Source organism: Pseudoalteromonas lipolytica (genome assembly GCF_003515105.1).
Lineage (GTDB): Bacteria > Pseudomonadota > Gammaproteobacteria > Enterobacterales > Alteromonadaceae > Pseudoalteromonas > Pseudoalteromonas lipolytica.
This window is the reverse complement of sequence record NZ_CP032091.1, coordinates 719,883-744,554: the sequence shown is the minus strand read 5'-3', so window position 1 is coordinate 744,554 and position 24,672 is coordinate 719,883. Positions and strand designations below refer to the sequence as shown.

Below are 24,672 nucleotides of genomic sequence, written 5' to 3'. Positions count from 1 at the left end.
CCATGACGCTTAACTAAATTGCTGAGTGTTCAACAAACCGCTTTTCGGTCTGCGCTTCTTTTTGTTTCAGCAACCTAAAAAGCGCTAGGCATAACATAGCAAACAATGCGGTTGTAATGGAGCCAAGTGTTGCAAACCGGAAGCTATAAAACTGTGCAATAATACCTGTAGCACCCGCCCCGCACATTACCCCGAGCTTAATTGCATTGGTATAAAATGCAGATGTAAAGCCAATACGATCTGGTAATTGGTCTTGTAAAACCGTTAAACCAATCCCCGCAAAAATACCGTAAAACACACCATTTAACAGTTGCAAAGCGATTAAGTGCCATACTTCAAAGGCAAAAAATACACCGACATAAAACACGATCGCACAGCAAAAAGCCCCTGCAAGCAATGTTATTTTATTGTGTGTTCTAGCAAGTTTAGCGCTATACAACATAATTGGAATTTCTAAAAAAGCCACCACCCCCATAAATATGCCTGGTGTGTGCTGTGCAAAACCCAGTTCATTAATACTGTAAAGAGGCAGCGCTGAGGAATACATTATGTTGCCTGTAGAACCCAACATAATGGCTAAACCTAAACACCAAAACGAACTGGGGGTCACTGGTGCTTGCTCACCAAGGCCGGTGCGCTTTTTGTTGTTGTAGTCTGGAATAAATAGAAAAGCAAAAATGAGTGCGAGTAATGCACACCCAGCAGCAAAATAAAAAGACAAACTAAATTGCCCACCCGACGCTAACAAATAACCTAGGGGCGGCCCACCGACCCAAGCAAATGAAATGGCAGCACGCAGACGCGAATTAAAGCTTGTTATATCAATGTTATCTTGTCGAGCTGCCCATTGCCTAGCGACTGTCATCATTTGCGGTATTGCAGCATTACCCATTGCTAAAAACAGCACTCCAGCAAGCATTACTTGCCAAAATGCAGTTGCATTGGCAAATGTAATGAGCGCACACACCATTCCTGAAACAGCCACCATAAACAGTGAACGTGCGCTTGTGCCTTTATCAGCCAAACCGCCCAGCCATTGGCTAATCACTATACCCGTTAAGGTAACCGCAACCATGTAAACACCTAAATATATAGGGGGCGAATTAAGGCCTTCAACAATAAACAAACTCATTAATGGGTTTACAAACGCGCCCATTAAGCCTGTTAACATACTGAGAAGAATAAAAATAACACCATGCTGCTTGAGCAACGTTTTCACGAAAAGACCCCATATAATGAAAAACCCACTATGACGTTACACAAGCCAAAGAGGTTATTTAAAGGGCGCAAATTATACATGGCTTTTAGGTGAATTTCATTTTGTATTACAAATAAATTAAGAACCTTATAGCCACATTATTGAATAAAGAACGACTGTTACTAAAGAGCACGCTCACGAAATTACTACATAACCATCGTTTCGTTAAGCCCCTTGTATTACGTATTATTAGCTAACAAAGTGTAAAATCGAGACGTTACTCCATTTGTCCAACCAAAGCCTTGCTGTACGGAGTATTCCCCGCCACCAGCACGGCTTACTAAATCACACACATTGTACTTTTCGAGCAAACATTTATCTTCAGCAAAGCGCATTTCAATCATGTTTAACCACTGTTTCATTATTGTTTGAGCGTCGTTGTGGTAGCCATAATCAATCAGTCCTTTTACTGCAAACCACTGCAACGGTGCCCAGCCATTTGGGCTATCCCACTGCTGTGATGTTGTACATAACGTGGTAACTAAACCACCCGATTTTAAAAACTCATTCATCAATTTTTGCTTTACATGTGCGGCTTGCTGTTTAGATGCAGCACCAACAAATAAAGGCACAGCCATCGCTAAAGAGTCCACTTGGTTTTGGCGTTTTAATCGAATATTAAAATCTCTGTATACGCCTGCTGACTCATTCCAACAATACTCATTTATCGCATTTAAACGTCGCGCTGCAAAATCAATATAATATTCACTCTGTTGATGTTGCCCTAATAAGTCATGATAATGCGCAAGCGTCTTCTCCAAATTATACAGTAAGCTATTCAAATCAACGGGGAGAATATTGCTCGTTTCTATACTTGTTAAATCATCACCGTGTTTAAGCCAACGACTGCTAAAATCCCAGCCCGATTCACAGGCTGCTCGAATATGTTGAAAGTAGTTTCGCTGCTGATTAGAACCAAGCGTTTTAGCGTCATGTAAATCTTCTTTTAATGACTCAGGGCGAGGAGTGGCAGCGCTATCCCAATAGCGATTCAAATAAGCACCATTAGGCATTCGCACCACACGCTTAGAAACCAAATGTTCTGATGAAAGCTTGTCACGATCACGCATCCAAAACTGATACTCTAATTCAAGTGCGGTCACCCCCTTTGCTAACCAAACAAAATCAGCATTTTGTCGGTACTTTGCTTGCCACAGCATATGTATCATTAACGCTAGAACCGGTGGTTGAGAGCGAGAACTGTAGTAACTTCTATTGCCATTGGGAATACAACCAATGCGATTTTGCAAATCAATAAAGTTATTTACCATTGCTTCAATTGTAGCTAAGTCACCAATATCTTCTAAGCCAAGCGCTGTAAAGTAACTATCCCAATAGTAAATTTCCTGAAAACGCCCGCCCGGGACAATGTAGTCATAGTTAAGCGGTAACAATGAACTTGATTCATTAGTATCTGCAGCACGGTGTAAGTGGGGCCAAAGATCTGCAATATACTGCTTCACTGAAAGAGAATCTAACTTAGCAGATGGCAGAGTTTGGTCGGCGAACGTAAAATGTGTCATTACAAACGCATGTAATTCCTCACCTTTTAATGGGCCTATCTGTTGATAACGATCACAAGCAACTTGCCATGATTGATACGGTATAGCATCGGCGAACATCTTTGAATCAGCAAACACTTCTGCCAGCTGAACATCATTAAATAATTGGCTGTTTACAAAGCTCATAATCATCCTTTAGCAGGCGTTAGACGCTGCTAGATACTGCGGTTTTAACGTTAATTTTTTGAAAATTGCGACACTGACTAGTAATAAAGCAATAGGAACAAGAGTTAGGTAGAAGGCGTGCTGGCCGCTAAATTTATCAAACACAAAGCCTGTAATAATCGAGCCAGTTGTCCCCCCAAGTGCTGAGAAAACAACAATTAACCCTGTCATTGCTGCATGCTGGTGTTTAGCTAATGAACTTAACATCACAGAATTAAGTAATGGGTAGATAGGCGCCATAAAAAAGCCAATCAAGGGCAACATATACGCGGCAAAAGGCACATCAAACACACTGCTTATTTTACTGCCATCAACATCGTGTGTTAGCGGTAAAATCAATAACACCAGTACCGCCATAGCAATTAAACAACTCAGTAATAATTTAAACCAACCAATAAAACGCAATAATTGCCCAGCGACTAACCTACCGAGTGCTAAGGCGGCGGCAAATAAACTGGCAAGCTGAATACTGACATCAACAGGGAGTTTTAACACTTGATTATTAAAAGTGGGTAGCCAGGTTCCAACCCCCTGCTCAACTAAAACATATAAAAAAGCACTCACAATGAAAATAAGCACCAAAGGCTGATAAGTGAGCTGTAGCATGTCAATAAATGCGTGCACTTGAGACTGCGATTGATTACGACGTGGCGGCGATTTTATGGGGGCTGTGGCTACGGCTAACACTGCAATAGCAATAATAAGTGCTAGCAGATAATACACATTTAACCAGTGACTACTTTGCGGGTTATTAGCATCAATAAAGAGAGCAAAAATCCAGTAACCCGATAACACCCCCAGCATAAAAATACCTTCGATAGTGTTTAGTAACGCTGAATGTTTATTTGCAGTGTCTGTTACTTGACCAATAACAGAGTAAACAGCAATTTTCATTACTGCAAAACTACACCCAATCGCTGCAAATAGTGCTTTTAAAGCCCAAAACTCTGCAATGCTCGGTACAATTAAACAGAGCATAGCCACTAATATTAACGCACCTAGCATCGCGACTTTGTAGCCTAATCGTGGAATGAATGACGCCACAACAAAAGACACAATCGCGATTGTGAGATCCTTGTATCCTTCTAAAACTGATGCGTTTGTTTTACTGACATCTAAACTGTTTATTGCCTGTAAAATAACAGTGCCGACACTATTGAGCATAATAGCAAACACAAAATAGCTGCATGCCAATGCAATCGTTATTCTTATTGGGGTCATTCGCTCTAGCCTGTGATTATTTTTATTCAGTCTAGTTTAGTGCAAAATAAAATGCAAACGTTTGCAAAATCAAAATAAAGCGATATATAAGTATAAAAGTTGGCTAACGTTGGCTTGATTGCCTATTAATTAATTCAATTTCAATAACTTGAGATTCTACTTTTTGACCAGCGAGCTGTGCTAATAATTTTTCAACCAAGATAACAGAGGCTCGTTGCGTGTTTTGTTTAACACTAGAAAGCGAAGGGTGGCTAATATCTGCCATTGCAATATCGTCAAAACCAACGAGGGCAACATCGGTAGGAATACTAATATAACGCTCTTTTAGTGCTTTCATTGCACCTAATGCCACCATATCACTACACGCCATAATGCCATCAAAGCATAGCCCTTTTTCAACCAATAATTGGTTTATCCCTTTGTAAGCTGCACTACTCGTAATATCAATAGAAACCACGTGCGGTATTGCTTTAGCAGCATTAAGTGCATCCATATAACCCCGATATCGCTCACCTATTTCGGCATGATCAGGATCCCCTAAGAATAAGATGTTCTTAGCCCCCTTTTCGAGCAAGTGTTCCGTAGCAAGACGCCCGCCCAAGTAGTTATCGCTGCCCACTATAGGGTAATTACTGGGTGTTTTTGGGTCACCCCAAACAACTAGAGGCACACCAGCTCGTGCTGCAGCTTCAATGTTTACTTGGCTTTTACCTTGTCCTACAACAATAATTCCATCAGCACGACGACTATTAATGAAATAATTAGCCCAATCATCATTAGCCATAAATGAATTTGATAGCAACAATTCTAAGCCGTGATTATTAAGTGCAAGATTAATCTCGCCGACAACTTTTAGTAAAAAAGGGTCATTGATAGATTGTTCGGTATCGCCATCAAGGTTGATTATGACTGCAACAACATTCGTTTTTTGCGTACGTAAACGACTAGCGGCAGTATTTAAACTAAAGTTATGCTTTTTAGCTAGTTGCTGAAGCTTGTCACGAGTTTCCTTTTTAATCAAAGGGTTATCATTTAACGCACGGGATACTGTCGACGTAGATACACCCGCTAACTTAGCAAGATCAGCTAACTTTAATTTTCTATCGTTCATGATGTTAAAACACTGCCTTCCTTATTACTTGAGTGTTCAATATATCATTATTTAGCATAAATCGCTGCGCGGCTATAGATAATATTTTTTCAATAGATACATCAACAAACAGACTCTGTGTTCAAAAATAAAGCAAAACTTGCAAAAAATAATTGCAAACGTTTGCATAACATTCTAAGGTTTAAAAAAGCATCGCATTAACATTTCCATAAATACTGTTAGTGCTGTGGATTCAACAATACAAAAAATGGGAACACACAATGACAACAACACACACTCGCAGTGCAGTTGCCTGCGCTATACTGTTTGCAATTAGTGGCCAAACTGCAATGGCTGCGGAACAAACTGAAAAACAAACAAAAGAAAAAGTAGAACGCATTGTTGTATCAGGCACACCTGCGGGTGTAGGCGTACGTAAAATTGATGCTGGCTATGCAGTTACAAATATTGATGCAGAGCAAATAATTAAACTATCACCAAAAAGCACGGCAGATTTATTTAAAGCAGTACCTGGTGTGTGGGTAGAAAGCTCGGGTGGTGAGTCTGGTGCAAACGTATTTGTGCGTGGTTTTCCTGGAGGGGGTGATGCGCCATTTTTAACCTTAAGCCTTGGTGGTTCACCTATTTACCCAGCTCCAACCTTGTCATTCCTTGAGAACTCGTCGTTATTTCGTATCGACGAAACCATTGAAACAATGGAGGCATTGCGTGGCGGTCCAAACCCTGTTGTATCGAATGGACAGCCTGGCCTAACCACTAACTTTCGTCTTAAGCGAGGTCATGAAGATACCGAAGGTATGTTCAAATACACAACATCAGACTACGATTTACAAAGAGTTGATGCAGTCATAAGTGGTGAAATTTCTGATGATTTATATTTCATGGTGGGTGGTTATGTAAAAAGCTCGCCAGGTATTCGTGACGCAGGTTTTACTTCAGAAAAAGGTAACCAATTCACTATTAACATCACAAAAGTGCTGGAAAAAGGCGAAATCAATGTATATACACGCCAAACTGATGACCACGGTGCATGGTACTTACCAACACCTCTTAATGTTGATGGCATTGACGCCAAATACACGCAGCTAGGCACTCTTAATCGCCAAGCGATTATATACACAGGACCCAATAACGAAGCACATCAAGTAGATATTGGTGATGGTCGGGGTTGGAAAGGTCATGTATCGGGCGGTAGCATCAAACTTGAATTTGACAACGGCTGGAACTTCACAGATCGCTTTAATATCACCAAAGGTGATGCAAACACCTACGGTTTAGTACCGAGTGGCTCGGCAACAACTGTTGCTGACGTTGCCGATAATGGTGAATTTGCAACGGGAGCGGCAACAGGCACGGTGTATGACGCAGACACCCCTATACAACAACTCGGTCGCTGGGTCGTTTTAAAAGAGATTAGCTCATTTACTAATGACTTAGCTTTTTCTAAAAAGTTTGGTGATCTTTCTACTGCATTTGGCTACTACACAGCAAATACTTCAGCCAATGATTGGTGGAGCTTGGGTAATACTGCTTATCATGTGCTTGAAGCTGGCGGCGAAATGCTAGATGGAATAGCGTGTAATGCAAGTGTTGAAGGTTGTGATTTTAATTACGACATAAACTCAACAGGTGATGCACGCACCAATGCTTTCTACACCACTGCTCAGTTTACACTTAATGAAGCATTTACACTTGATGCGGGTATTCGCTTTGAAAACCATGAAGTTGAATACAGTGTTGATGAGGGGCTAGATGGTGTGATCAACAAAACCGTGCAATATGACGAAAGCAAAACGTCATGGACAACTGGCATAAATTACTCAATTAACGACGATATGGGTGTATTTGCGCGCGTGAACCGTGGTTACAAAATGCCTTACTTCGATGATTTTCGTGATAACTTTGGAGCTTACGAGGGAGGAGAAAAGTTAATAAAAGAGGTAACCCAAGCAGAGTTCGGTTATAAGTTACTGACTGATAGCACTGATTTCTATGCAACTCTTTTCACCAATGAAGTAAAAGGTGACACGTTTGTTCGTCGCCCAGGTGTTCCCGCTGAAATCTTAACGAACGAAGCATACGGTATTGAGCTTGATTACAACTATAACCACGAGTCTGGTTTCTCAGTCAACTTAAACTCTACTCTTCAAGAAACTGAGATCACTGAAAGCCCCAGCAATGAAGGTAACGAGAGCCAGCGTCAGCCCAAATGGCAAGTGCGTGTAACACCAAGCTATGACTTTGAAGTAAGTGGCATGTATGCAACGCTATACGGCACAATATCAGCAGTTGATGACCGCTTCGGCAACAACGAAAATACCGTTGTGTTAGAAGGCTACGAAAAAGTTGACCTAGGTTTAATTGTAGAGCCGATGGAAGGTATAAAAATACAATTAGCCGTAGATAATTTAACAGATGAACAAGGCATCACTGAGGGGGATCCCCGCAATGCTGATGCACCAAATGGTCGTTACATTATGCCTCGCACTACACGTTTAAGCGTAAGTTACGCATTTTAAAATAACCTCCCAAACCCTTGATTAAAAGGTTAAAGCCCAAGCCACAGTGTTTCATTACCTGTGGCTTTTTTGCTCACAAAGCAAATAATGTAATTTATGTGCCAATTGTTTATGAGACTCATCGGTTAAATGTAACCCCTCTTTCTTACATGGCGCTATATTCTCAGTAATATCTAAAAACACACAACCGTGATGCCCACATACTTTAGAAAAAGCATCTAACAATACGGGTATTTTAGCACTCGCCCCTGCATAAATAGACTGATAAGCCCCTACCTCGTAAATCTTTGGCGGACTCAACACCATAATTTTTGGCAATTCACGGTGCAGATAGTGATTTTTTATTTCGATAATTAGCGTGTCGAGTGCGTTTGCAATATCAGCAACCGACAATGCAAATCGGCGCTTTAAATCGTTCGTACCTAGTTGAATAATAAGCGTATCAACATGATAGGCTCGTAGGTAAGGTTCTAAATATTTCACACCTAATTTATCACCACTAAACGGGGGCTCATTGGTCAGTGTACGGTTAGGTTGTCCGGCTTCGATAACCTGATACCCCGCCCCTAATTTAATGCCCAGCAAACTTGGCCAGCGCTCATTATCGTTGAAACGCTTGCCATCTACAGGCGAGATCCCATACGTATTTGAGTCACCAAAACAGAGAATATTCATTAGAATGGATTCAGGGTATAACCCTGTTGCTGTAAGAGTGCATGCGCTGTCATGGCTGATAGTGCCATTTGTACACCGGGGATCAGCTGCTCTTGTTTAACTTTCATATGGGTTGCCGACTGGCCGCATACATAGACAACCGTATTATGCGCTAATAATTGTGAAATCAATTGCTGGTTTTTGTTGTCGCTATTAAAACGCTGCTTGTAAAAACTGTTCTCGAGTAAATCGACACTTGCCCCGCCATGTACAACTAAAGCCAGTTGAATATTTTCAGGTTTTACACCATGGGCAATATGCATATTAATAAAGCGTGCTAACGAGTTAATACTATTATTTTGCTTACCCTTTTGTGCAGCATCAGCCACATCAAACACGACTTTGAAGGTCGCTTGCTCTGCGATAGGCGCATGATTTGGTACATCATAATAAAAACCAAAACCTTCAATTGCAGGCTTAGTTTGCTCGGCATGGCTAAACGTGGTTAACAAGGTAAGCGATAAGCCTAATAGCGTTGATTTCATAAAGAATCCTGTTACTTTTTTACTCTAGCCTACCCTGTTTATCTGCGTTTAACTAGCCTCAATATGTTGATGTGCTTTAAAGCTCATGCCTAAATAATTAAAGGTGTTTTTAAACATGTCAATAAACGCATTCGGCGCTTTGGCAGAGCCTGCATTTGATAACAGTGAAAACTGTTTTTCACGCAGTGTTCTTAGTTTTGGTCTGAGTGTTTCGTCATCCATATAATCGGTTATGCGGTCTAAAAATGCTTTGAACTGGGGTGTCGTGTTATACCAGTAAACAGGCGATGCAAGTACCCAATGCTCGTACCCTAATAACGCCTCGAACACCGCATAAAAATCATCATTTTTGTACTGCTTGTCATAGCGATATGGCGAGATACTATAATCATCAAGGCAAACCACATCGCCACCATATTGTGTTTTATAATCATTTACTTGCAAACTTGTATTACCTTGTTTTCGGGCACTTGAATAGATAATTACCGTGTTTGTAGTCGGTTTTTGTTGCATTACTGTCACTCCTTTTTTTATGATGGGCGCAGCGTAAAACCTCAAGCTAACTTTAGGTCAATACTTAGGAGTAAAATATGTCAGGGTGTGAGAAAAAACTTGTTGAAGCGAACCTATCCGTTGGCTTTGTAGCAAAACGCAGCGGTGTAAAAGTATCGACTTTGCATTTTTATGAATCAAAAGGACTTATTCGCAGCTGGCGAAATAATGGAAATCAACGCCGCTATAAGCCCGATGTACTGCGCCGAATTGCGGTTATTAAAGCAGCGCAAACCATGGGGATTACTCTTGAAGACATCAAGCAAACATTAAGCACTCTACCTGAACAACGCACGCCAACGAAGCAAGATTGGGCAGCACTTTCTAAAGTCTGGCAAACTCAATTAGATGAAAAAATTCAATACATGCAGCGATTACGCGAACGCGTTAATGGCTGCATCGGCTGTGGCTGTTTATCAATGGCCAAATGCCCTATCTACAACAAAGACGATTATTTAGGCGAAGAGCACAGCGGCGCTGTGCTGTTAGAAAGAGATTAAAGTTTTTAACGCCAATGGTCTTTCTCTACGCTGACTATTTAAATTAACTGTAAATAATACAGTGAAAACAGCGCACTACAGTTAACGATAATAGTTAACCACAGTACGGCGATAAAGCTGCGCTTTTTTGATTTATGCCTGAACCATTGTTGCGCAATTAATGATCCAGGCCAGCCGCCAAACACACCTAAGAGGTGTAATGTGCGTTCAGGTACACGGATCACATCTTCACCATGTTGCACTGCTAATCGTTTATCCCAGCCATACACTAAAAAGCTAATTAAGCTTATACCGCTGTAAATCCCAGCGATAAGGTATGGCATATTTAACAGCCAACAGGCGAGCCATAACAAAGCTAAAAACAACAATGAAAATGTAATTAATGTTTTCTTAATCAATGAACTATCGCCTATACTCAGCTAAACGAACGAAATTTATTAGGCTGTATTATGGCATATATAAAATCATTTTTACTATCACTGTGCTTTTGCTCTTTAACAGCACTTGCAACAGAGCAACCTCTCGATGAAAAACTAAAAGTATTTGAGCCTTACTTAGGCACTTGGCAATCAGACTTCAACGTAACAGCTGGCAAACCAGCAGTACAAGATGTAAGTACGTGGCAACGTGCACTAAATGGCACCGCCATTAAAACACTTCACTCAATTAACGAAGGTGAATACGGTGGCGAATCGATGATTTTCTGGGATAGCAAGAAACAATCGCTGGTTTTTTATTACTTCACCACCGCAGGTTTTTACACGCAAGGTACGATGAATGTTTTGAGCCCGACACAGTTTGTTGCCTACGAGAATGTGACAGGCAATAAAGAGGGAATTACAAAAGTTAAATCAACCAGCGAATTTAAAGATAACCAGTTTGTGGTGTCGACATCGTATCTTAAGAAAGGGCAATGGACTAAACCTGAAACACGCACTTATACCCGTAGCAATAAACAGGTGGTATTTAAGTAACGCGTATTTAAAAGAAACTAGGGTAAGGCGACTTAGCCTTACCCCGTAAATCAGTTAGTGTCTAAAATCAGCCATTAATGCAGGGATCCCAGGCAACATTCCTACAAGAGCCATAACCCCCGTTAAAATAATAAACATCACTAATGGAATAATCCAACGACTCATTTGGCTTAATTCAGCGCTTCGTTCTTTACAACCAATTAAACCTAAATTATCGAGCAACATCGTTAATGACCAGCCAAATGCTGGATTAACCAAGGTTGATGAAAACACCACTATGGCTGCTGATTGCGTGGTTTTACCTTCTCGGGTCATTTCCATGCCTGCTTCAAGTAAGGGAATAAATACCCCAACAATCAAGGCTACACACAATACGGGTTGCCAAATAGCTAAATCCATTGGGTAACCCCAAATACTGGCAATAATACAAAATAATGCAGTTAAAACTGCACCCGCTGGGATTGGGCGTTTCGCAATGGCTGCTGGCACAATATAGGTGCCCCATGAGGAGGTAAAGTTTGAACCACCGAGAAGTGAGCCAAACGTTTGACGAATTGACGCACTGAACATTGTGTCGTCAATGTTCATTTGTACTTTTTCAGTACGTTCTGGGTAACTAATTTTTTGGAACACTTGATGACCTAAAAAGTCGGGAGACCACATCGCCACAGCCAGTACAGCAAATGGCAATACCACCACAAAACTTTCGAGTGTGGGTAGGCCTAACATCCAGCCTGTATTTTCACCCCACCAATACATTGGGTTCATATTCGGCAAGCCCGGCGCTGTTTTAAATTCAAAAGGTGCGCCAAGTGAAAAGGCAAGTAACCCCCCTAATAAACAGCTTAATGGCACAGCAAGCCAACGCTTTTTATAATGCTCAAGTAATGCATAAAGCACAATGGTTGATAAGATCACGATAAATGCGATATGAGTCATATCAATGCCTTCGGCCCACGCAAACAGCTTTTTAACCTGTGAAATAGTGCCAATAAAACCAAGGTAAAGAAGCAAACCACCACACACACCGCGACTGGTTAACCCAGCAAGTAAACTCCCCCCTTTACTGAGCGCTAATAGCAAGCCAAACGCCCCAATTAGTAAACCAAATGCCATGGGATGACCTCCCGCAGCAACAACAATTGGAATTAAAGGAATAAGTGGTCCATGCGTTCCAGCTAAGTTTGCCGTTGGTAAAAAGAATCCTGAAAACAATAAAATAAAGATGGATACAATTAATAGCTCGTAGCGCACATTTTCTAATATAAAACCTTCGCCAAGACCAAGTGGTGCTGCAAACGTAGCTGCAATGGCTCCAACCATCACTACTTTACCGATTGTACCGGCCATTGCTGGAATTGAATCTTCGAGCTCAAAGCGATAATCCCTAAAGGGTAAGTTAGGACGCCAACGCTTTGGCTGCATAATTTGTAGTTCGTGTTCTAGGTATTCATCGCGACTTGAAAATTCACTGCTGGGTTTATGAAGTGCTTGATAGCTTTTTTGTCCACTAAGCGTCTCTGATTCCTGATCAGCAGGCGTTTTTGACGCTTCATGCTGCCTCATATTCATGACTTCTCCTACTACTTATCTTGAAAAATTGTGTGAGTATTTATTTTGTACTTAGGGTAAAGCAGCAAGACACAAAACACGATTAGGCAAAAGGTAGGGTATGAATTTTGAAAAACACCTTTCAAGCAAAAAGCGCAGCAGTCACATACATTTTAAATAATTGATTTTAAATGAATTAAATTAATATGGGACAGTGTTTTTTAATTTTAATACCCAGTAAAAAAGTCAGAATTGAACGCATTAACTATTAGTCTAATAAATTGCCTAAATAGTAAACGCTAAAGTACGGTATAAAAACAAAAGCCGTCAGTTACTCAGTAATCTGACGGCTTGAAGTGTGCGACTCAACCGCTATTTGGTTTTAAGTTTATTAAGCTCATCATCCTGCTGTGCCACGAGCGCATTGAGCGTTTGACTACCGTCGCCGGCTTGAGTCGAGAGCTCGGCTAGTTGCGATGCAGCATCTGAGATTAGGGTTAGATTACGGTTAATCTCCTCGGTTACTGAGCTTTGCTCTTCAGCTGCTGTCGCAATGTGGGTGATCTGTTGCGTAATTTCATCCACTTTAACAACCACTTCATGCAGCGCATCAAATGCAACAGACGTTTCGTCTACCGCAGTTTGAGCACGCACAACCCCTTGCTCAATGACTTTTGACGCATTGCCGACCTCTAGCTGTAAGCTGTCGATTAAACCACTGATATCGTCAGTTGATGCGCGTGTTTTTGACGCAAGTGCACGCACTTCATCCGCAACAACAGCAAAGCCTCGACCTTGCTCACCCGCTCTAGCAGCCTCAATTGCGGCATTGAGCGCTAATAAGTTGGTTTGCTCTGCAATGGTTCTGATCACATCAAGTATTTGTGTAATGTCATTACTTCGCGCAGCCACTTTTTCAACGGCTTGGTTCGCTTGTTTAATCTCACTCGACATCGTTTTAACTTGAGTCACCGCCGACGATAAGCTCGACTCACTGTTTACAACAAGGCTATTAATTTCGTCTGCTTGCAGTGCCGATTGCTCAGAAGCTCGTGCCACTTCAAGGGCAGTCGCACTCATTTCGTTCATGGCTGTAACCACGCTTTCAATCTCTTGGAACTGTGATTGAACATTGTGTTTTGTATCTACCGACACATGCGTCGCTAATTCAGCTTGTTGTTTTGTCTGCGCAGAAACATTTTTCAGTTCACAGATAAGATCTCTTAATTTAGCTAAGAAAGCATTAAACCCTGTTGCCAACGCAATCAACTCTTCATGGGTATCAACATGCAATGTTTGTGTTAAATCGCCCTCTGAACTTGCCAAATTATCAACCCGTTGCTGTATCTGCTGAAGAGGAGCGACGATCGTACGGATCACCAGCAACATGATCACAAAAGCAGCGCCTGCGATAATAATTCCGGTGACTAAAATCAATCCTCCAAGCGTATTAGCATTTTCGCTCATGCTGTCAGCTAATGCTTGCGGCCCTTCAAGAGCAAGTTCAGTCGGCACTTCGATTAATAAATTCCACTGCTTTTTAGCAAGCTTAATGGTGATGGGGTAGTTAACTAAATACTCGTCCTCGACCTTAAAAATTCCGTTTTGTTTTTTTAATCTGTTGTAGTTATCAAGCATATTCTTAGGCACGACTTCTTTAAGTGGTCGGCCTAATTTATCTTTGTAATGACTGCTCCCTACAACCAAATCAAGCGAGCTTAATAAGGTTACGCGCGCTTTTCCGTTATACAGCTCTTTTGACAGTTTTTCTGTCATTGTTTGGAACACGGGTAACGTTAAATCAACCCCTGCAACACCAATGAACTCACTGTTTCTAATAATAGGCACCGTAAGTGAGGTCATCATTTCTGAATAACCTGGCGAAATTTCGTATAGATACGGCTCCATAATGCACGGGACTTTCGTGTCTTTTGCACAAAGGTACCATTCGGCTTCTCGTTGACCGAATTCGCTCAGTTTATCTACATATTTTTCTTCTACGTCTTCAACCACTTGCTGCTCAATAGCACCATCACGATTACGCGTAAAATAAATTTCTAGGGTACCTGCCCCTGCAACTGAATGATCATAACCACTTATAAAATTCGCATCACGGCCATCAAAACCATTGCGTTCGAATTGGGTATAGATAGATGAAAGGAGTGTATTTTTTTCTAATAATGCGCGGTTTAATTCAACCACAGCATCACGCGTAATGGCATTTGCAGCTTGTTCATCACCGAGGATAGCTGCAAATGAATAAGGCACACGGTAAGCTTCATTTATAAAGCCAGCGACTTGTTCGCCATATGCTGCCGCATTGGAAGAAAGTTTATCTTCAACCTCGGCAACAATTAATTTTTCAGACTGCCCAGCAAGTTGCTCATTACTTTGTGAAAGCTGCCACCAGAGCACACTAGAAAGTACAAACACTGTAATAAAAATGCTTCCTACGGTAAGCCATAAAAGCTTTTTTGCTAATGCTAACTGCCGCATTGAATATTCCCGTTTTTATTGTTTATTTGATAATAGTTTAGACTATCTTGCTAAACTAACAGCAACAAACATAAAAAAAGTATGAGTTTTTACTTTTTATTCAACGACCAGGTCGTAACAGATGCCATTGCTAATAAAGCCACACTCACCCATAAACACGCAACCAGCCCGAACACCTGAAACACCCAGCCAGAGAGCACCGTTCCCACTAGTCGTCCTAACGCATTTGCCATGTAATAAAAGCCCACGTCGAGCGACACGCCATCGTTGTCTGCGAAACTAACAATTAAGTAGCTATGCAACGATGAATTGACCGCAAAAATGAAGCCAAAAATCAATAAACCAATCAATAAGCTTAGTTGCATAAACACGTTTAATGTCAGTGCTGTAGCCAACAAACAAGTGAATAGTGTTAATGCCGTTACCCACATTGCAGCTTGGCGTGTTGGCAAAAAACCTACTTTTTTATGGCCTGTGATACGCGGTGCCTGAGTTTGCACTAAACCGTAGCCAATTACCCAACACGCTAAAAAGCCACTCACCCACCAGTGTTGCCAACCAAACTGCGTTGCCAAATACACAGGCAGTGCCACTACAAACCACACATCTCGCGAAGCAAATAAGCACATTCGGGCAAAGCTGAGTAAATTAATTGCCCGCGATTTTGAGAATAATGTTTTGAATTTTGGCTTATTCTTAGCTTTTCCGATGTCAGCATTAAGCGTAAGCAGGCTTAAAATCCAAACCACTCCCAGCATCACTAACATGGCAAAAATAGCGCCTGTGAAACCAAATAATGTGAGTAACACGCCGCCTAAAAAGAAGCCGAGCCCTTTCAACGCATTTTTAGATCCAGTTAGAATAGCAACCCATTTATACAGGGTTGACTCTCCCTCATGGCCTTTAGGTACCAAATACTTTATCGCACTTTTAGCACTCATTTTATTCAAGTCTTTAGCAATACCACTCAGCGCTTGTGCAGTCATGACAAATCCGACCGTTAACCAGTGACTGGGCGCACACAACATGGCGAGCGCAACAAGTTGCAACAATAATCCCAAATTCATGGTTTTATTGAGTCCCAAACGTGCCCCGAGCCAGCCACCGACTAAGTTGGTAATTACACCAAATACTTCATAAAACAAAAACAGCATGGCAATTGCTAATGCTTCATACCCAAGCTGATGAAAATACAGCACTACCAGCATTCTGAGCGCCCCATCGGTGAGGGTAAACGCCCAGTAGTTACCGGTTATTATTAGGTATTGTTTTAATTCGTTTGGCAAAGCAGCCAATTGTTCACGCATCAAAATACCTTAAGACAATGCCACTTTACGAACCAGCTCAGCAGTGCGATTTGCATAACCCCACTCGTTGTCGTACCAAACGTAAAGCTTTAATTGGGTATCGTTAACAACCATTGTTGAGAGCGCATCGATAATGCCACTGCGAGGATCGGTTTTATAATCAATAGACACTAATGGCTTTTCTTCGTAACCTAAAATGCCTTTTAACTCACCGTCAGCGGCTTCTTTAAACCACGCATTGACTTGTTTTTCAGTCACGCTTTCTTTTAATTCAAACACACAGTCGGTGATTGACGCATTGGTCAGTGGCACTCGCACTGCATGACCATTTAATTTTCCTTTTAATTCAGGGAAAATATGGGTGATTGCAGTAGCGCTGCCTGTTGTGGTGGGGATCAAACTTGTGCCGCAAGAACGCGCACGACGCAAGTCTTTATGAGGCGCATCAATAATGGTTTGCGTGTTGGTTATGTCATGAATGGTGGTCATTGAGCCGTGCTTAATACCAACCTTTTCCTGTAGTACTTTTACAACAGGCGCTAAACAGTTAGTAGTACACGACGCCGCTGTAACAAGTTGATGCTGTTGTGGGTTATAAAGATGATCGTTCACCCCCATCACAATATTTAACACGCCGTCTTCTTTAACCGGCGCAGTGACAACCACTCGCTTTACACCTTGCACTAAGTATTCATCGAGTAAGGCTTTGGTTTTCATTTTACCGCTGGCTTCAATCACGATATCGCAGTTTGACCAGTCAGTTTCTGCGATGGTTTTGTTGTTAGACACAGCAATTGTATGATGAGCAACACGAATGGTATCGTGCTCCACCGTGACAGGCGTCTGTAATCGGCCGTGCACCGAATCAAACTCAAATAAATGAGCATGGGTAATTGCATCACCGGCAGGGTCGTTAATTTGAACGCATTCAAGTTCAGGCCAATTCAGTGCTGCTCTAAGTGTTAAGCGTCCCATGCGGCCAAAACCATTAATACCTATTTTAATTGTCATTGTGCTGTCCTCTTTAACAACAGTGCGCTTGACGTTCGGGGCGATTCCCCATCGTTTCAAGTCGGGTTAAGTCAGTGTCGATTAGCTGAAAATTTGAGTCTAACGTCGCTTTTAGAATTTGCTGCGTCCAGTTAGGTAAATCTGAGTTTAGTTGGTAGTAAACCCACTGGCTTTGTTTTCTATCTGATAATAGCCCTGACTTTCGAAGTAGTGCCAAATGGCGAGAGATCTTCGGTTGGCTCAATGCCAAAGCCGCCACTAATTCACACACACACAATTCTTGCTGATGCATGATCAGCAACAACGTTTTTAAGCGTGTTTCATCTGCTAAGCATTTAAAAAAAGCCGTAGGTTCTAAGTTATTCATAGCATCACCTTCGTTAGATAACGCTACTATATATGGAAAAACGAATATAAAAAACTCATATATGAAAAAACATATATTAAAGTTTTATGACACCCCGTGCTGTGTTTGCCACTGTGTTGGTGATACCCCAAACCAGGCCTTAAAACGACGACTAAAAATAGACAATTCTGCATAACCTAACCGCAAGGCTAAATCGGTCATACTTACATTACCGTGTTGAAGTAGTCGAACGGCTTCTGACTTTCTAACATCATCAAGCAGTTGTCGATAAGTCGTTTCATGCATAGTTAAAATACGCTGTAACTTTTTAGGGTGAACACCCATACTTAATGCTGTGTTTTCTTTACTACAGTCCCCTGTTGCCAATAGCATTTTCATGGCGCTTTCAATATGCAGCATTTCATCTGGGAGCTTATTTATACGCTGCATCTCAAGCTGATCTGCAATGAGGGTATCGAGAATGGCATCATTGAGTTTTGGTTTATACGTTAAAAACGCACTCGAAAAATAAATAGCATCAGTATCAGCATTAAATTCAACCTCACAGCCAAGCACCTTGGCAAACAAGGCCGTGTGTTCACTCACTGGCGACTGCCGAAGGCATACTTTATCGGCTCGCCACTTGGGACCCACCAGCTCTTTCATTACTTTATTGACTAAACACACAGCCAGTTGCGCTTTTTGAACAAATTCCTGCTTTTCATCAGACAAACGGACAAATCGTACTTCGCAGCTATTTTGCCCATATAAAGCAAGGTTAAGCACAATGCCCTCTGCATGTAGATAAATATATTTTTGAGCTACGTTTAACGCATCAAGAATCGTTGGCTGGCGCGACATATACGCCCCAATAAGGCCCACGGTGCTCATACTTTGTTGACTCCCTAATTTTAAGCCAAAGCATGGTTCGTCGCAGGCTGCTGCAGCGAGTTCTAAAAGCTGTAAATAGTGGCTATAAACAACAAAGCTGTCGGGGTCACGTAATTGTGCAGGTAAAATGCCCGCGTGTTCCAATAGCGTATTCGGGTTTACCCCGTAACGCCTGACTAAACCTTCAAAGCCCGCCAAGCTTGATGAGCGTATTAAACTTTCCACAAAAATACCATATGTCCCAAAGAGTCATTTCAGTGTCCTAAAAAGTCAAATTAACTGCAAGTATTTTATTTAAGCTATCAGTTACCTTTGCTATTAGAGCACCGACATGAACATTGCAAAACATCCAGTCATCATCAACGACATTCTGCACACCACACTTGCAAAGCAACGCGCATTTGCAAAAGCCCAAGGGATAGAAAGCTATGAACAACGTCGTGAACACTTACTTGCTTTAAAAGCCTTAATTACCAATAACCAAGAACGTATTATTAAGGCTATTAATCTCGACTATGGTAATCGTTCACGCCACGAAACGCTGCTTGCAGAGATCATCAATGCCTGTGCCGATATTAACAGTACACTCAAGCAACTAAATAAGTGGATGAAAGTACAAAAACGTCATGTAGATCATCGCATGTACTTTGGAGCTAAAAACCGAGTGATACCACAGCCACTAGGGGTGGTTGGGTTGATCATTCCGTGGAACTTCCCAATAAATTTGGCATTTAGTCAGTTGGCAGCTGCCTTTGCCGCGGGTAATAAAGCCATGGTTAAAATGTCAGAGAATTCCCGTCATTTAAGTGCCCTACTCGCTGAGCTTGTTGGTCATTATTTCAAACCTGAAAAATTAGCCTTTTTTTGTGAAACAGGTGAAGTAGGGATTGCCTTTTCAAAGTTGCCATTTGATCACTTAATGTTTACCGGTTCCGGCGAAACGGGTAAAAAAGTAATGGCAGCGGCGGCAAAGAACTTGACCCCAGTTACCTTAGAGTTAGGTGGTAAGTCGCCTGCTGTCATCGCAAAAGATTACCCAATGCAAAAGGCTGTAGAACGAATAATGTATGTTAAACAGCTTAATGCAGGGCAAATTTGCACTAATGTTGATTATGTATTCGTGCATCAATCGCAATGTGAGCACTTTATAGAAACAGCGACCCATTGGGCAAAAAAACACCTACCCGATATTCACAGTGAAGACTACACAGCCATTATTGATGACCGCGCATTTAAGCGTTTAGTTGATTGCGTTGCTGACGCTCAGCAACTCGGTGCCAAAGTAATCACACTGGGTAAACAAGCTGCCGATGCAAAAACACGAAAGTTCCCGCTCACGATCATTATGCATAGTAATGACAATATGCACATTGATACTCGCGAAACTTTCGGCCCTATTTTAATGCTCAAAACTTACCACTCTCCCCAACAGGTGGTTGATTACGTCAGCGAACGAGATAGACCGCTGGCCTTTTACCCGTTTAGCTACGACAAGTCATTAATCAACTACTATATTGATAACATTATGTCTGGTGGTGTTAGCGTCAACGACGCGTTATTTCATGTTGGGCAACATGACTTACCTTTTGGGGGAGTCGGTGCCAGTGGTATGGGGCATTATCATGGCTACGAAGGGTTTTTAACGTTCTCAAAATTACGCCCGGTGTTTTATCAAGCCAGATTTACTAGCATTAAGTTTTTAGCACCTCCGTACGGTAAATTTGCTGACCGGCTATTAGCCTTTTTAACCCGAATAAACTCATAACAATAAACCCCAACAGGTGACAACAATGCAGCAAGATAATTTTGATTTTGACCAAATAGTTATTGGTTCAGGCTTTGGTGGCTCTGTGAGTGCCTTGCGTTTAAGTGAAAAAGGCAATCGGGTTTTAGTACTCGAAAAAGGCCTACGCCGAGATGATAAAGCGTTCCCAAAAACCAATTTAGATATTAAAAACTACATGTGGCAACCCGAAATTGGTTTAAAAGGCTGTATTCAATTTTCGTTTACCAATAAAGTCACTGTGTTACACGGTGTGGGTGTCGGGGGAGGTTCGCAAATTTATGCTAATGTGCATTTAATACCGGATGACGAAGTATTTCAATCTCCCGCATGGACACGTATAAAGCCAGACTGGAAAGAAAGCTTAATGCCCTATTATGGGCTTGCTCAGCGCATGCTTGGCAGTGCCAAAAACACCTACACCAATGTCGCCGATGACACACTCAAACATGTGGCAGAAGAAATGGGCCAAGGCAGCTCATTTAAAACCGTCAATACGGGAGTGCTATTTGCCAAGCCCGGTGAAGCGTACAATAAAGAAGTACCCGATCCTTACTTTAATGGCGATGGCCCACGTCGTCACACCTGCAACTACTGTGGCAGTTGTATGATTGGCTGTCGTAACAATGCCAAAAATACGCTAATGAAAAACTACCTCTTTTTTGCACAGCGAAACGGGGTTGAAATTAGACCTAGCTCCGAAGTCATTAAAATCACGCCTCTTAATGACGATGGCAGTGCAGGCTATAAAATTAAAATAAAAGATACGAGCCATAAAAACAGCCATATCTACACCCTAAAAACCCGCGGAGTAGTGCTAAGTGCAGGTGTAATGGGCACAGTACCGTTGCTATTGAAAATGCGCGACCAAGATAAAACACTTCCCCATATTTCGCCATGGCTAGGGCAACAAATTCGCACTAACTCAGAAACGCTCACAACCGCAAACAATACAACTAAAAAAGTGGATGACGGCGTTGCAATCAGTTCATTTATTTCTGTAGATAAAGACACCAATATTGAGATTTGTCGTTTTCGAGAAGGCTCAGATGGTACCTGGCTCTATTTGCCTTACGTGCCAATGGTGACAGGCACAGGAGTTAAACGTATTGCAAAATTTTTACTAAACACAGTACGCCATCCAATTAAAACCGCCAAAGTACTCAGGCCGAAGGGAAAAGCTCGCAGCTCTATTTTGTTCTTAGTGATGCAAAAATCAGAAGCTTTTATCCACCTTGAGTGGCGTCGAAAATGGTATCGATTATTTAAAAAGGGTATCACCGCAGTACAAAAAGCCGAAGATACCCCACTGACAGTCTCATTTCCAAAAGCAGAAGAAGCCACCAAACGCTATGCGGAGAAACTGGGCGGCGTACCCGGTTCAGCATTAACCGAAGTGTTATTTGGAGCCCCCATGACGGCACATATCATGAGCGGCGTAGCTATGGGTGCCGATGCGCAAACAGGCGTGGTCGACACCTCTGGTGAAGTTTTCGGTTACAAAAACCTACGCGTTATCGACGGTTCAATTATTCCGGGTAACTTAGGTGTTAACCCTTCTTTAACCATTACTGCCCTCTCTGAGTTTGCGATGAGCCAAATACCTGTTTTTGATGAGCAACGCGCAAAAACAATCAAGCCCATTTTGTTCAGCGAACCTTTAGCCGGTCAAACATCATCTCTCACAGGCTCTGGTGATTTATTGGCACAAATAAAAAACGTATAAAAAGAACAACACCAAGGACACAAAAATGATAACAAAATTAATAAATCTCAGCCTATTAGCGTGTGTAGTGTGTACTCATTACACACAAGCAGAAAGTGACCTAACGAGTAAACCTGCGAGTAAATTCACCGTTCAAAAAAACCAACAGTTGTTACAAACACTCCCTTTTAATGATAAAACTGACTTTGCACTTGCCAGTAAAGGACTCATTGCTAAACCCCAAAATAAGCACATATTAAATGCAAATGGTGAGGTTATTTGGGACTTCAATCAATTTGACTTTTTAAAAGAACACGACTTTATCCCCTCCATAAACCCAAGCCTTCATCGCCAGGCTTTACTTAATCTAAATTACGGGCTTTTTAAAGTTTCTGAGCATATATATCAGGTAAGAGGCTTTGATTTAGCGAATGTCACTTATGTCAAAGGCGATACCGGATAGATTATATTTGATCCCCTTACCGTTCCTGAAACAGCCAAAGCAGCACACGATTTAATAACAAAGCACCTAGGTGATAGACCCATTAAAGCCATTGTTTAAAGCCATGCACATGCCGATCACTTTGGCGGGGTAAAAGGCATTATTAGTCAACAACAAGTCGATAATAACGACGTACAGATAATTGCCCCCGCGCACTTTATGGAACACGTTGTAAAAGAGTCTGTTTTGGCTGGCAATGCAATGCAGCGTCGCGCTGGGTATCAATATGGAAGTATTATTGGTAAAAATGAACTATCTACAGTTGATAGTGCGCTAGGTAAAGGGATTGCGTTTGGCTATGTTAGCTTAATCGCGCCTACCCGTATTATTGAACAGCCTCAAGAAACCATAGTTGTCGACGGCATTGAAATGGTAATGAAAAACACACCGCACACCGAATCGCCTTCAGAAATGAATACTTGGTTTCCTCAATTTAAAACTTTATGGATGGCCGAAAACACGGTCGCAGGCATGCACAACATCTATACAATACGCGGGGCAGAAACGAGGGATGCATCACAATGGAGCAAAAAAATAAACCAAACTTTACAACAGTTTGCTCAGCAAGCCGACATACTAATTGCTTCACACCATTGGCCTCGATGGGGTAATAAGAATATTGTTCATTACCTTGAAAAACAACGTGATATGTACGGATACATGCATGATCAGGCTCTCAATTTAGCCAATCAAGGGGTTACGATAAACGAAATCCATAACCAATTTACAGTACCGGAAAGTTTATCGAACGAATGGTTTAACCGCGGCTATCATGGCTCTGTTAGCCACAACGTAAGAGGCATTATTAATAAGTATCTTGGCTTTTTTGATATGAACCCTGCCACACTTAATAAACTCAGCCCTGCCGATTCCGCAAAACGATACGTAAAACTCGCAGGCGGTAGCAAGGCAATGCTAAACGTGGCACAAACGGCATTTAATAATGGTGAATATAGATGGGTAGCAGAACTGCTAAATCACTTAGTTTATGCGGAACCTGAGAATCAAGCAGCCATTGCATTACAAGCTGATACATTAGAACAATTAGGCTACCAAGCTGAAAATGCAGGTTGGAGAAATGCATACTTATCTGCAGCTTATGAGCTTAGAAATGGCATGCCAAGCAGTGTAAATAAAACAGAAATTGGGCCAGACATCATCAAAGCAATGAGTACTGAACTCGTCTTTGACTATTTAGGTGTGCGATTAAATGCCGAAAAAGCGGCTCAACATCAGTTTATTATCAATATTCAGCTGCCCGATACCCAAGAACAGTTCGTTATTGAGTTAAACAACGCCCACTTAAACAACTTAGCAAACACACAAAGTGAGCATGCTGATTTAACGCTAACGCTTAATCGTGCAGATTTAGATTTACTTTTAATGAAACAGGTCGACTTTAAGCGCTTACTTGAAAGCAATAAAACCAGTTTCAAAGGTGATATCCAAAAATTTGCCTTATTGATTAGCTTAATTGACAACTTTGACTATTGGTTTGAAATAGTAAAGCCTTAACGAAGGAGGTGGGCTATTTAAGCCCACCTATCAGCATACTAAATCACTGATAATTCAACAGCAATGTTGCCGCGCGTTGCATTTGAGTAAGGGCACACTTCGTGTGCTTTATTGACTAATGTTTGCGCAGTTTCTTTGTCTAAATCGCCCACTGACACCGCCAATTTAACAGCAATACCAAACCCGCCCTCGATTGGACCAATTGATACTTCAGAGTTGATATGTGTATCACTCGGTAGTTTAACTTTAGTTTGGCCTGCCACTAATTTTAGTGCACCAATAAAGCATGCAGCATAGCCCGCTGCGAATAATTGCTCTGGGTTTGTGCCTTGACCGTCATCACCACCTAACCCTTTAGGTGTTGATAATGCGACATCTAAACGACCGTCATCTGATTTTGCAGTACCTTCACGGCCACCTGTTGCTGTGGCTTTTGCAGTATAGGCAACGCTTTGTAGTTCTTTCATGATTACTCTCCTTTGTGAGTGAATATATTTTGTATGC

20 protein-coding genes and 1 pseudogene are annotated in these 24,672 nt (G+C 41.7%); 6 read left to right on the top strand and 15 right to left on the bottom strand.

Translation table 11 applies throughout. From position 1 onward, the window contains the following. Positions 1 to 13: 13 nt before the first annotated feature. The 4 genes from D0907_RS19495 to D0907_RS19480 form a co-directional block, all read right to left on the bottom strand. On the bottom strand, positions 14 to 1,219 hold the full coding sequence (locus D0907_RS19495) for a sugar efflux transporter (protein WP_244223160.1): 1,206 nt from the start codon (positions 1,217 to 1,219) through the stop codon (positions 14 to 16). A gap of 218 nt (positions 1,220 to 1,437) precedes the next feature. Further along, positions 1,438 to 2,946 carry a trehalase family glycosidase gene (locus D0907_RS19490; RefSeq protein ID WP_118845186.1) on the bottom strand — a complete coding sequence of 503 codons (1,509 nt, stop codon included), beginning with the start codon at positions 2,944 to 2,946 and terminating at the stop codon, positions 1,438 to 1,440. 9 nt (positions 2,947 to 2,955) lie between these two features. After that, positions 2,956 to 4,206: an MFS transporter gene (locus D0907_RS19485; RefSeq protein ID WP_118845183.1), complete on the bottom strand. Its 1,251-nt coding sequence runs from the start codon at positions 4,204 to 4,206 to the stop codon at positions 2,956 to 2,958. 103 nt (positions 4,207 to 4,309) lie between these two features. Continuing rightward, positions 4,310 to 5,317, bottom strand: a complete 1,008-nt coding sequence (locus D0907_RS19480) for a LacI family DNA-binding transcriptional regulator (protein ID WP_065978945.1) — start codon at positions 5,315 to 5,317, stop codon at positions 4,310 to 4,312. 260 nt (positions 5,318 to 5,577) lie between these two features. Between D0907_RS19480 and D0907_RS19475 the strand changes: the two genes are divergently transcribed. Beyond that, positions 5,578 to 7,836 (top strand): TonB-dependent receptor, encoded by a 2,259-nt coding sequence (locus tag D0907_RS19475; protein WP_118845181.1) that lies wholly within the window; start codon positions 5,578 to 5,580, stop codon positions 7,834 to 7,836. Positions 7,837 to 7,890: 54 nt separating this feature from the next. Here the strand turns inward: D0907_RS19475 and D0907_RS19470 are convergent, their stop codons facing one another. From D0907_RS19470 to D0907_RS19460, 3 genes are read right to left on the bottom strand one after another with little or no spacing between them, the layout of a single operon-like run. After that, the gene (locus tag D0907_RS19470) at positions 7,891 to 8,511 is read right to left on the bottom strand and encodes a GDSL-type esterase/lipase family protein (protein ID WP_118845179.1); all 621 of its coding nucleotides are present in this window, start codon (positions 8,509 to 8,511) and stop codon (positions 7,891 to 7,893) included. After that, positions 8,511 to 9,035: a DsrE family protein gene (locus D0907_RS19465; protein ID WP_036972326.1), complete on the bottom strand. Its 525-nt coding sequence runs from the start codon at positions 9,033 to 9,035 to the stop codon at positions 8,511 to 8,513. The genes D0907_RS19470 and D0907_RS19465 overlap by 1 nt, the downstream gene beginning before the upstream one ends. 48 nt (positions 9,036 to 9,083) lie before the next feature. After that, the gene (locus tag D0907_RS19460) at positions 9,084 to 9,548 is read right to left on the bottom strand and encodes a flavodoxin family protein (protein WP_118845177.1); all 465 of its coding nucleotides are present in this window, start codon (positions 9,546 to 9,548) and stop codon (positions 9,084 to 9,086) included. A gap of 77 nt (positions 9,549 to 9,625) precedes the next feature. Between D0907_RS19460 and soxR the strand changes: the two genes are divergently transcribed. Next, positions 9,626 to 10,087: a redox-sensitive transcriptional activator SoxR gene (gene soxR, locus D0907_RS19455; RefSeq protein WP_036972328.1), complete on the top strand. Its 462-nt coding sequence runs from the start codon at positions 9,626 to 9,628 to the stop codon at positions 10,085 to 10,087. A 38-nt stretch (positions 10,088 to 10,125) separates the two neighbouring features. On the opposite strand, the gene D0907_RS19450 is transcribed toward soxR, so the two are convergent. Continuing rightward, positions 10,126 to 10,485 carry a DUF1294 domain-containing protein gene (locus D0907_RS19450; RefSeq protein ID WP_036972329.1) on the bottom strand — a complete coding sequence of 120 codons (360 nt, stop codon included), beginning with the start codon at positions 10,483 to 10,485 and terminating at the stop codon, positions 10,126 to 10,128. A 51-nt stretch (positions 10,486 to 10,536) separates the two neighbouring features. On the opposite strand from D0907_RS19450, the gene D0907_RS19445 reads away from it, so the two are divergent. Continuing rightward, positions 10,537 to 11,061, top strand: a complete 525-nt coding sequence (locus D0907_RS19445) for a hypothetical protein (RefSeq protein WP_065978941.1) — start codon at positions 10,537 to 10,539, stop codon at positions 11,059 to 11,061. A gap of 54 nt (positions 11,062 to 11,115) precedes the next feature. On the opposite strand, the gene D0907_RS19440 is transcribed toward D0907_RS19445, so the two are convergent. From D0907_RS19440 to D0907_RS19415, 6 genes are all read right to left on the bottom strand, one after another. After that, positions 11,116 to 12,633, bottom strand: coding sequence for a DUF3360 family protein (locus D0907_RS19440; RefSeq protein ID WP_036972331.1), 1,518 nt, complete (start codon positions 12,631 to 12,633; stop codon positions 11,116 to 11,118). A 351-nt stretch (positions 12,634 to 12,984) separates the two neighbouring features. After that, complete coding sequence (locus D0907_RS19435; protein ID WP_065978940.1) at positions 12,985 to 15,108, bottom strand: methyl-accepting chemotaxis protein; 2,124 nt, start codon at positions 15,106 to 15,108, stop codon at positions 12,985 to 12,987. A gap of 89 nt (positions 15,109 to 15,197) precedes the next feature. Beyond that, positions 15,198 to 16,415: an organoarsenical effux MFS transporter ArsJ gene (gene arsJ / locus D0907_RS19430; RefSeq protein WP_118845175.1), complete on the bottom strand. Its 1,218-nt coding sequence runs from the start codon at positions 16,413 to 16,415 to the stop codon at positions 15,198 to 15,200. Between the two features lie 9 nt (positions 16,416 to 16,424). Beyond that, complete coding sequence (locus D0907_RS19425; protein ID WP_118845173.1) at positions 16,425 to 17,426, bottom strand: ArsJ-associated glyceraldehyde-3-phosphate dehydrogenase; 1,002 nt, start codon at positions 17,424 to 17,426, stop codon at positions 16,425 to 16,427. Positions 17,427 to 17,439: 13 nt separating this feature from the next. Further along, positions 17,440 to 17,793: a metalloregulator ArsR/SmtB family transcription factor gene (locus D0907_RS19420; RefSeq protein WP_036972337.1), complete on the bottom strand. Its 354-nt coding sequence runs from the start codon at positions 17,791 to 17,793 to the stop codon at positions 17,440 to 17,442. Between the two features lie 84 nt (positions 17,794 to 17,877). Beyond that, positions 17,878 to 18,888 carry an AraC family transcriptional regulator gene (locus D0907_RS19415; protein ID WP_036972338.1) on the bottom strand — a complete coding sequence of 337 codons (1,011 nt, stop codon included), beginning with the start codon at positions 18,886 to 18,888 and terminating at the stop codon, positions 17,878 to 17,880. A gap of 106 nt (positions 18,889 to 18,994) precedes the next feature. On the opposite strand from D0907_RS19415, the gene D0907_RS19410 reads away from it, so the two are divergent. The 3 genes and pseudogenes from D0907_RS19410 (at position 18,995) to D0907_RS19395 (ending at position 24,168) form a co-directional block, all read left to right on the top strand. After that, positions 18,995 to 20,428, top strand: a complete 1,434-nt coding sequence (locus D0907_RS19410) for a coniferyl aldehyde dehydrogenase (RefSeq protein ID WP_118845170.1) — start codon at positions 18,995 to 18,997, stop codon at positions 20,426 to 20,428. Positions 20,429 to 20,453: 25 nt separating this feature from the next. Beyond that, positions 20,454 to 22,172 (top strand): GMC family oxidoreductase, encoded by a 1,719-nt coding sequence (locus D0907_RS19405; protein WP_118845168.1) that lies wholly within the window; start codon positions 20,454 to 20,456, stop codon positions 22,170 to 22,172. A 25-nt stretch (positions 22,173 to 22,197) separates the two neighbouring features. Beyond that, positions 22,198 to 24,168, top strand: a pseudogene (locus D0907_RS19395) (alkyl/aryl-sulfatase). A gap of 38 nt (positions 24,169 to 24,206) precedes the next feature. On the opposite strand, the gene D0907_RS19390 reads toward D0907_RS19395, so the two are convergent. Continuing rightward, positions 24,207 to 24,635 carry an organic hydroperoxide resistance protein gene (locus tag D0907_RS19390; RefSeq protein WP_118845160.1) on the bottom strand — a complete coding sequence of 143 codons (429 nt, stop codon included), beginning with the start codon at positions 24,633 to 24,635 and terminating at the stop codon, positions 24,207 to 24,209. Positions 24,636 to 24,672: the final 37 nt, after the last annotated feature.

Coding starts and splice junctions, on each gene's coding strand:
- D0907_RS19445 (WP_065978941.1), top strand. CDS start 10,537: ATGGCATATATAAAATCATTTTTACTATCACTGTGCTTTTGCTCTTTA.
- D0907_RS19390 (WP_118845160.1), bottom strand. CDS start 24,635: ATGAAAGAACTACAAAGCGTTGCCTATACTGCAAAAGCCACAGCAACA.
- D0907_RS19465 (WP_036972326.1), bottom strand. CDS start 9,035: ATGAAATCAACGCTATTAGGCTTATCGCTTACCTTGTTAACCACGTTT.
- D0907_RS19485 (WP_118845183.1), bottom strand. CDS start 4,206: ATGACCCCAATAAGAATAACGATTGCATTGGCATGCAGCTATTTTGTG.
- D0907_RS19425 (WP_118845173.1), bottom strand. CDS start 17,426: ATGACAATTAAAATAGGTATTAATGGTTTTGGCCGCATGGGACGCTTA.
- D0907_RS19480 (WP_065978945.1), bottom strand. CDS start 5,317: ATGAACGATAGAAAATTAAAGTTAGCTGATCTTGCTAAGTTAGCGGGT.
- soxR (WP_036972328.1), top strand. CDS start 9,626: ATGTCAGGGTGTGAGAAAAAACTTGTTGAAGCGAACCTATCCGTTGGC.
- D0907_RS19470 (WP_118845179.1), bottom strand. CDS start 8,511: ATGAATATTCTCTGTTTTGGTGACTCAAATACGTATGGGATCTCGCCT.
- arsJ (WP_118845175.1), bottom strand. CDS start 16,415: ATGCGTGAACAATTGGCTGCTTTGCCAAACGAATTAAAACAATACCTA.
- D0907_RS19440 (WP_036972331.1), bottom strand. CDS start 12,633: ATGAATATGAGGCAGCATGAAGCGTCAAAAACGCCTGCTGATCAGGAA.
- D0907_RS19405 (WP_118845168.1), top strand. CDS start 20,454: ATGCAGCAAGATAATTTTGATTTTGACCAAATAGTTATTGGTTCAGGC.
- D0907_RS19475 (WP_118845181.1), top strand. CDS start 5,578: ATGACAACAACACACACTCGCAGTGCAGTTGCCTGCGCTATACTGTTT.
- D0907_RS19410 (WP_118845170.1), top strand. CDS start 18,995: ATGAACATTGCAAAACATCCAGTCATCATCAACGACATTCTGCACACC.
- D0907_RS19420 (WP_036972337.1), bottom strand. CDS start 17,793: ATGAATAACTTAGAACCTACGGCTTTTTTTAAATGCTTAGCAGATGAA.
- D0907_RS19460 (WP_118845177.1), bottom strand. CDS start 9,548: ATGCAACAAAAACCGACTACAAACACGGTAATTATCTATTCAAGTGCC.
- D0907_RS19490 (WP_118845186.1), bottom strand. CDS start 2,946: ATGAGCTTTGTAAACAGCCAATTATTTAATGATGTTCAGCTGGCAGAA.
- D0907_RS19435 (WP_065978940.1), bottom strand. CDS start 15,108: ATGCGGCAGTTAGCATTAGCAAAAAAGCTTTTATGGCTTACCGTAGGA.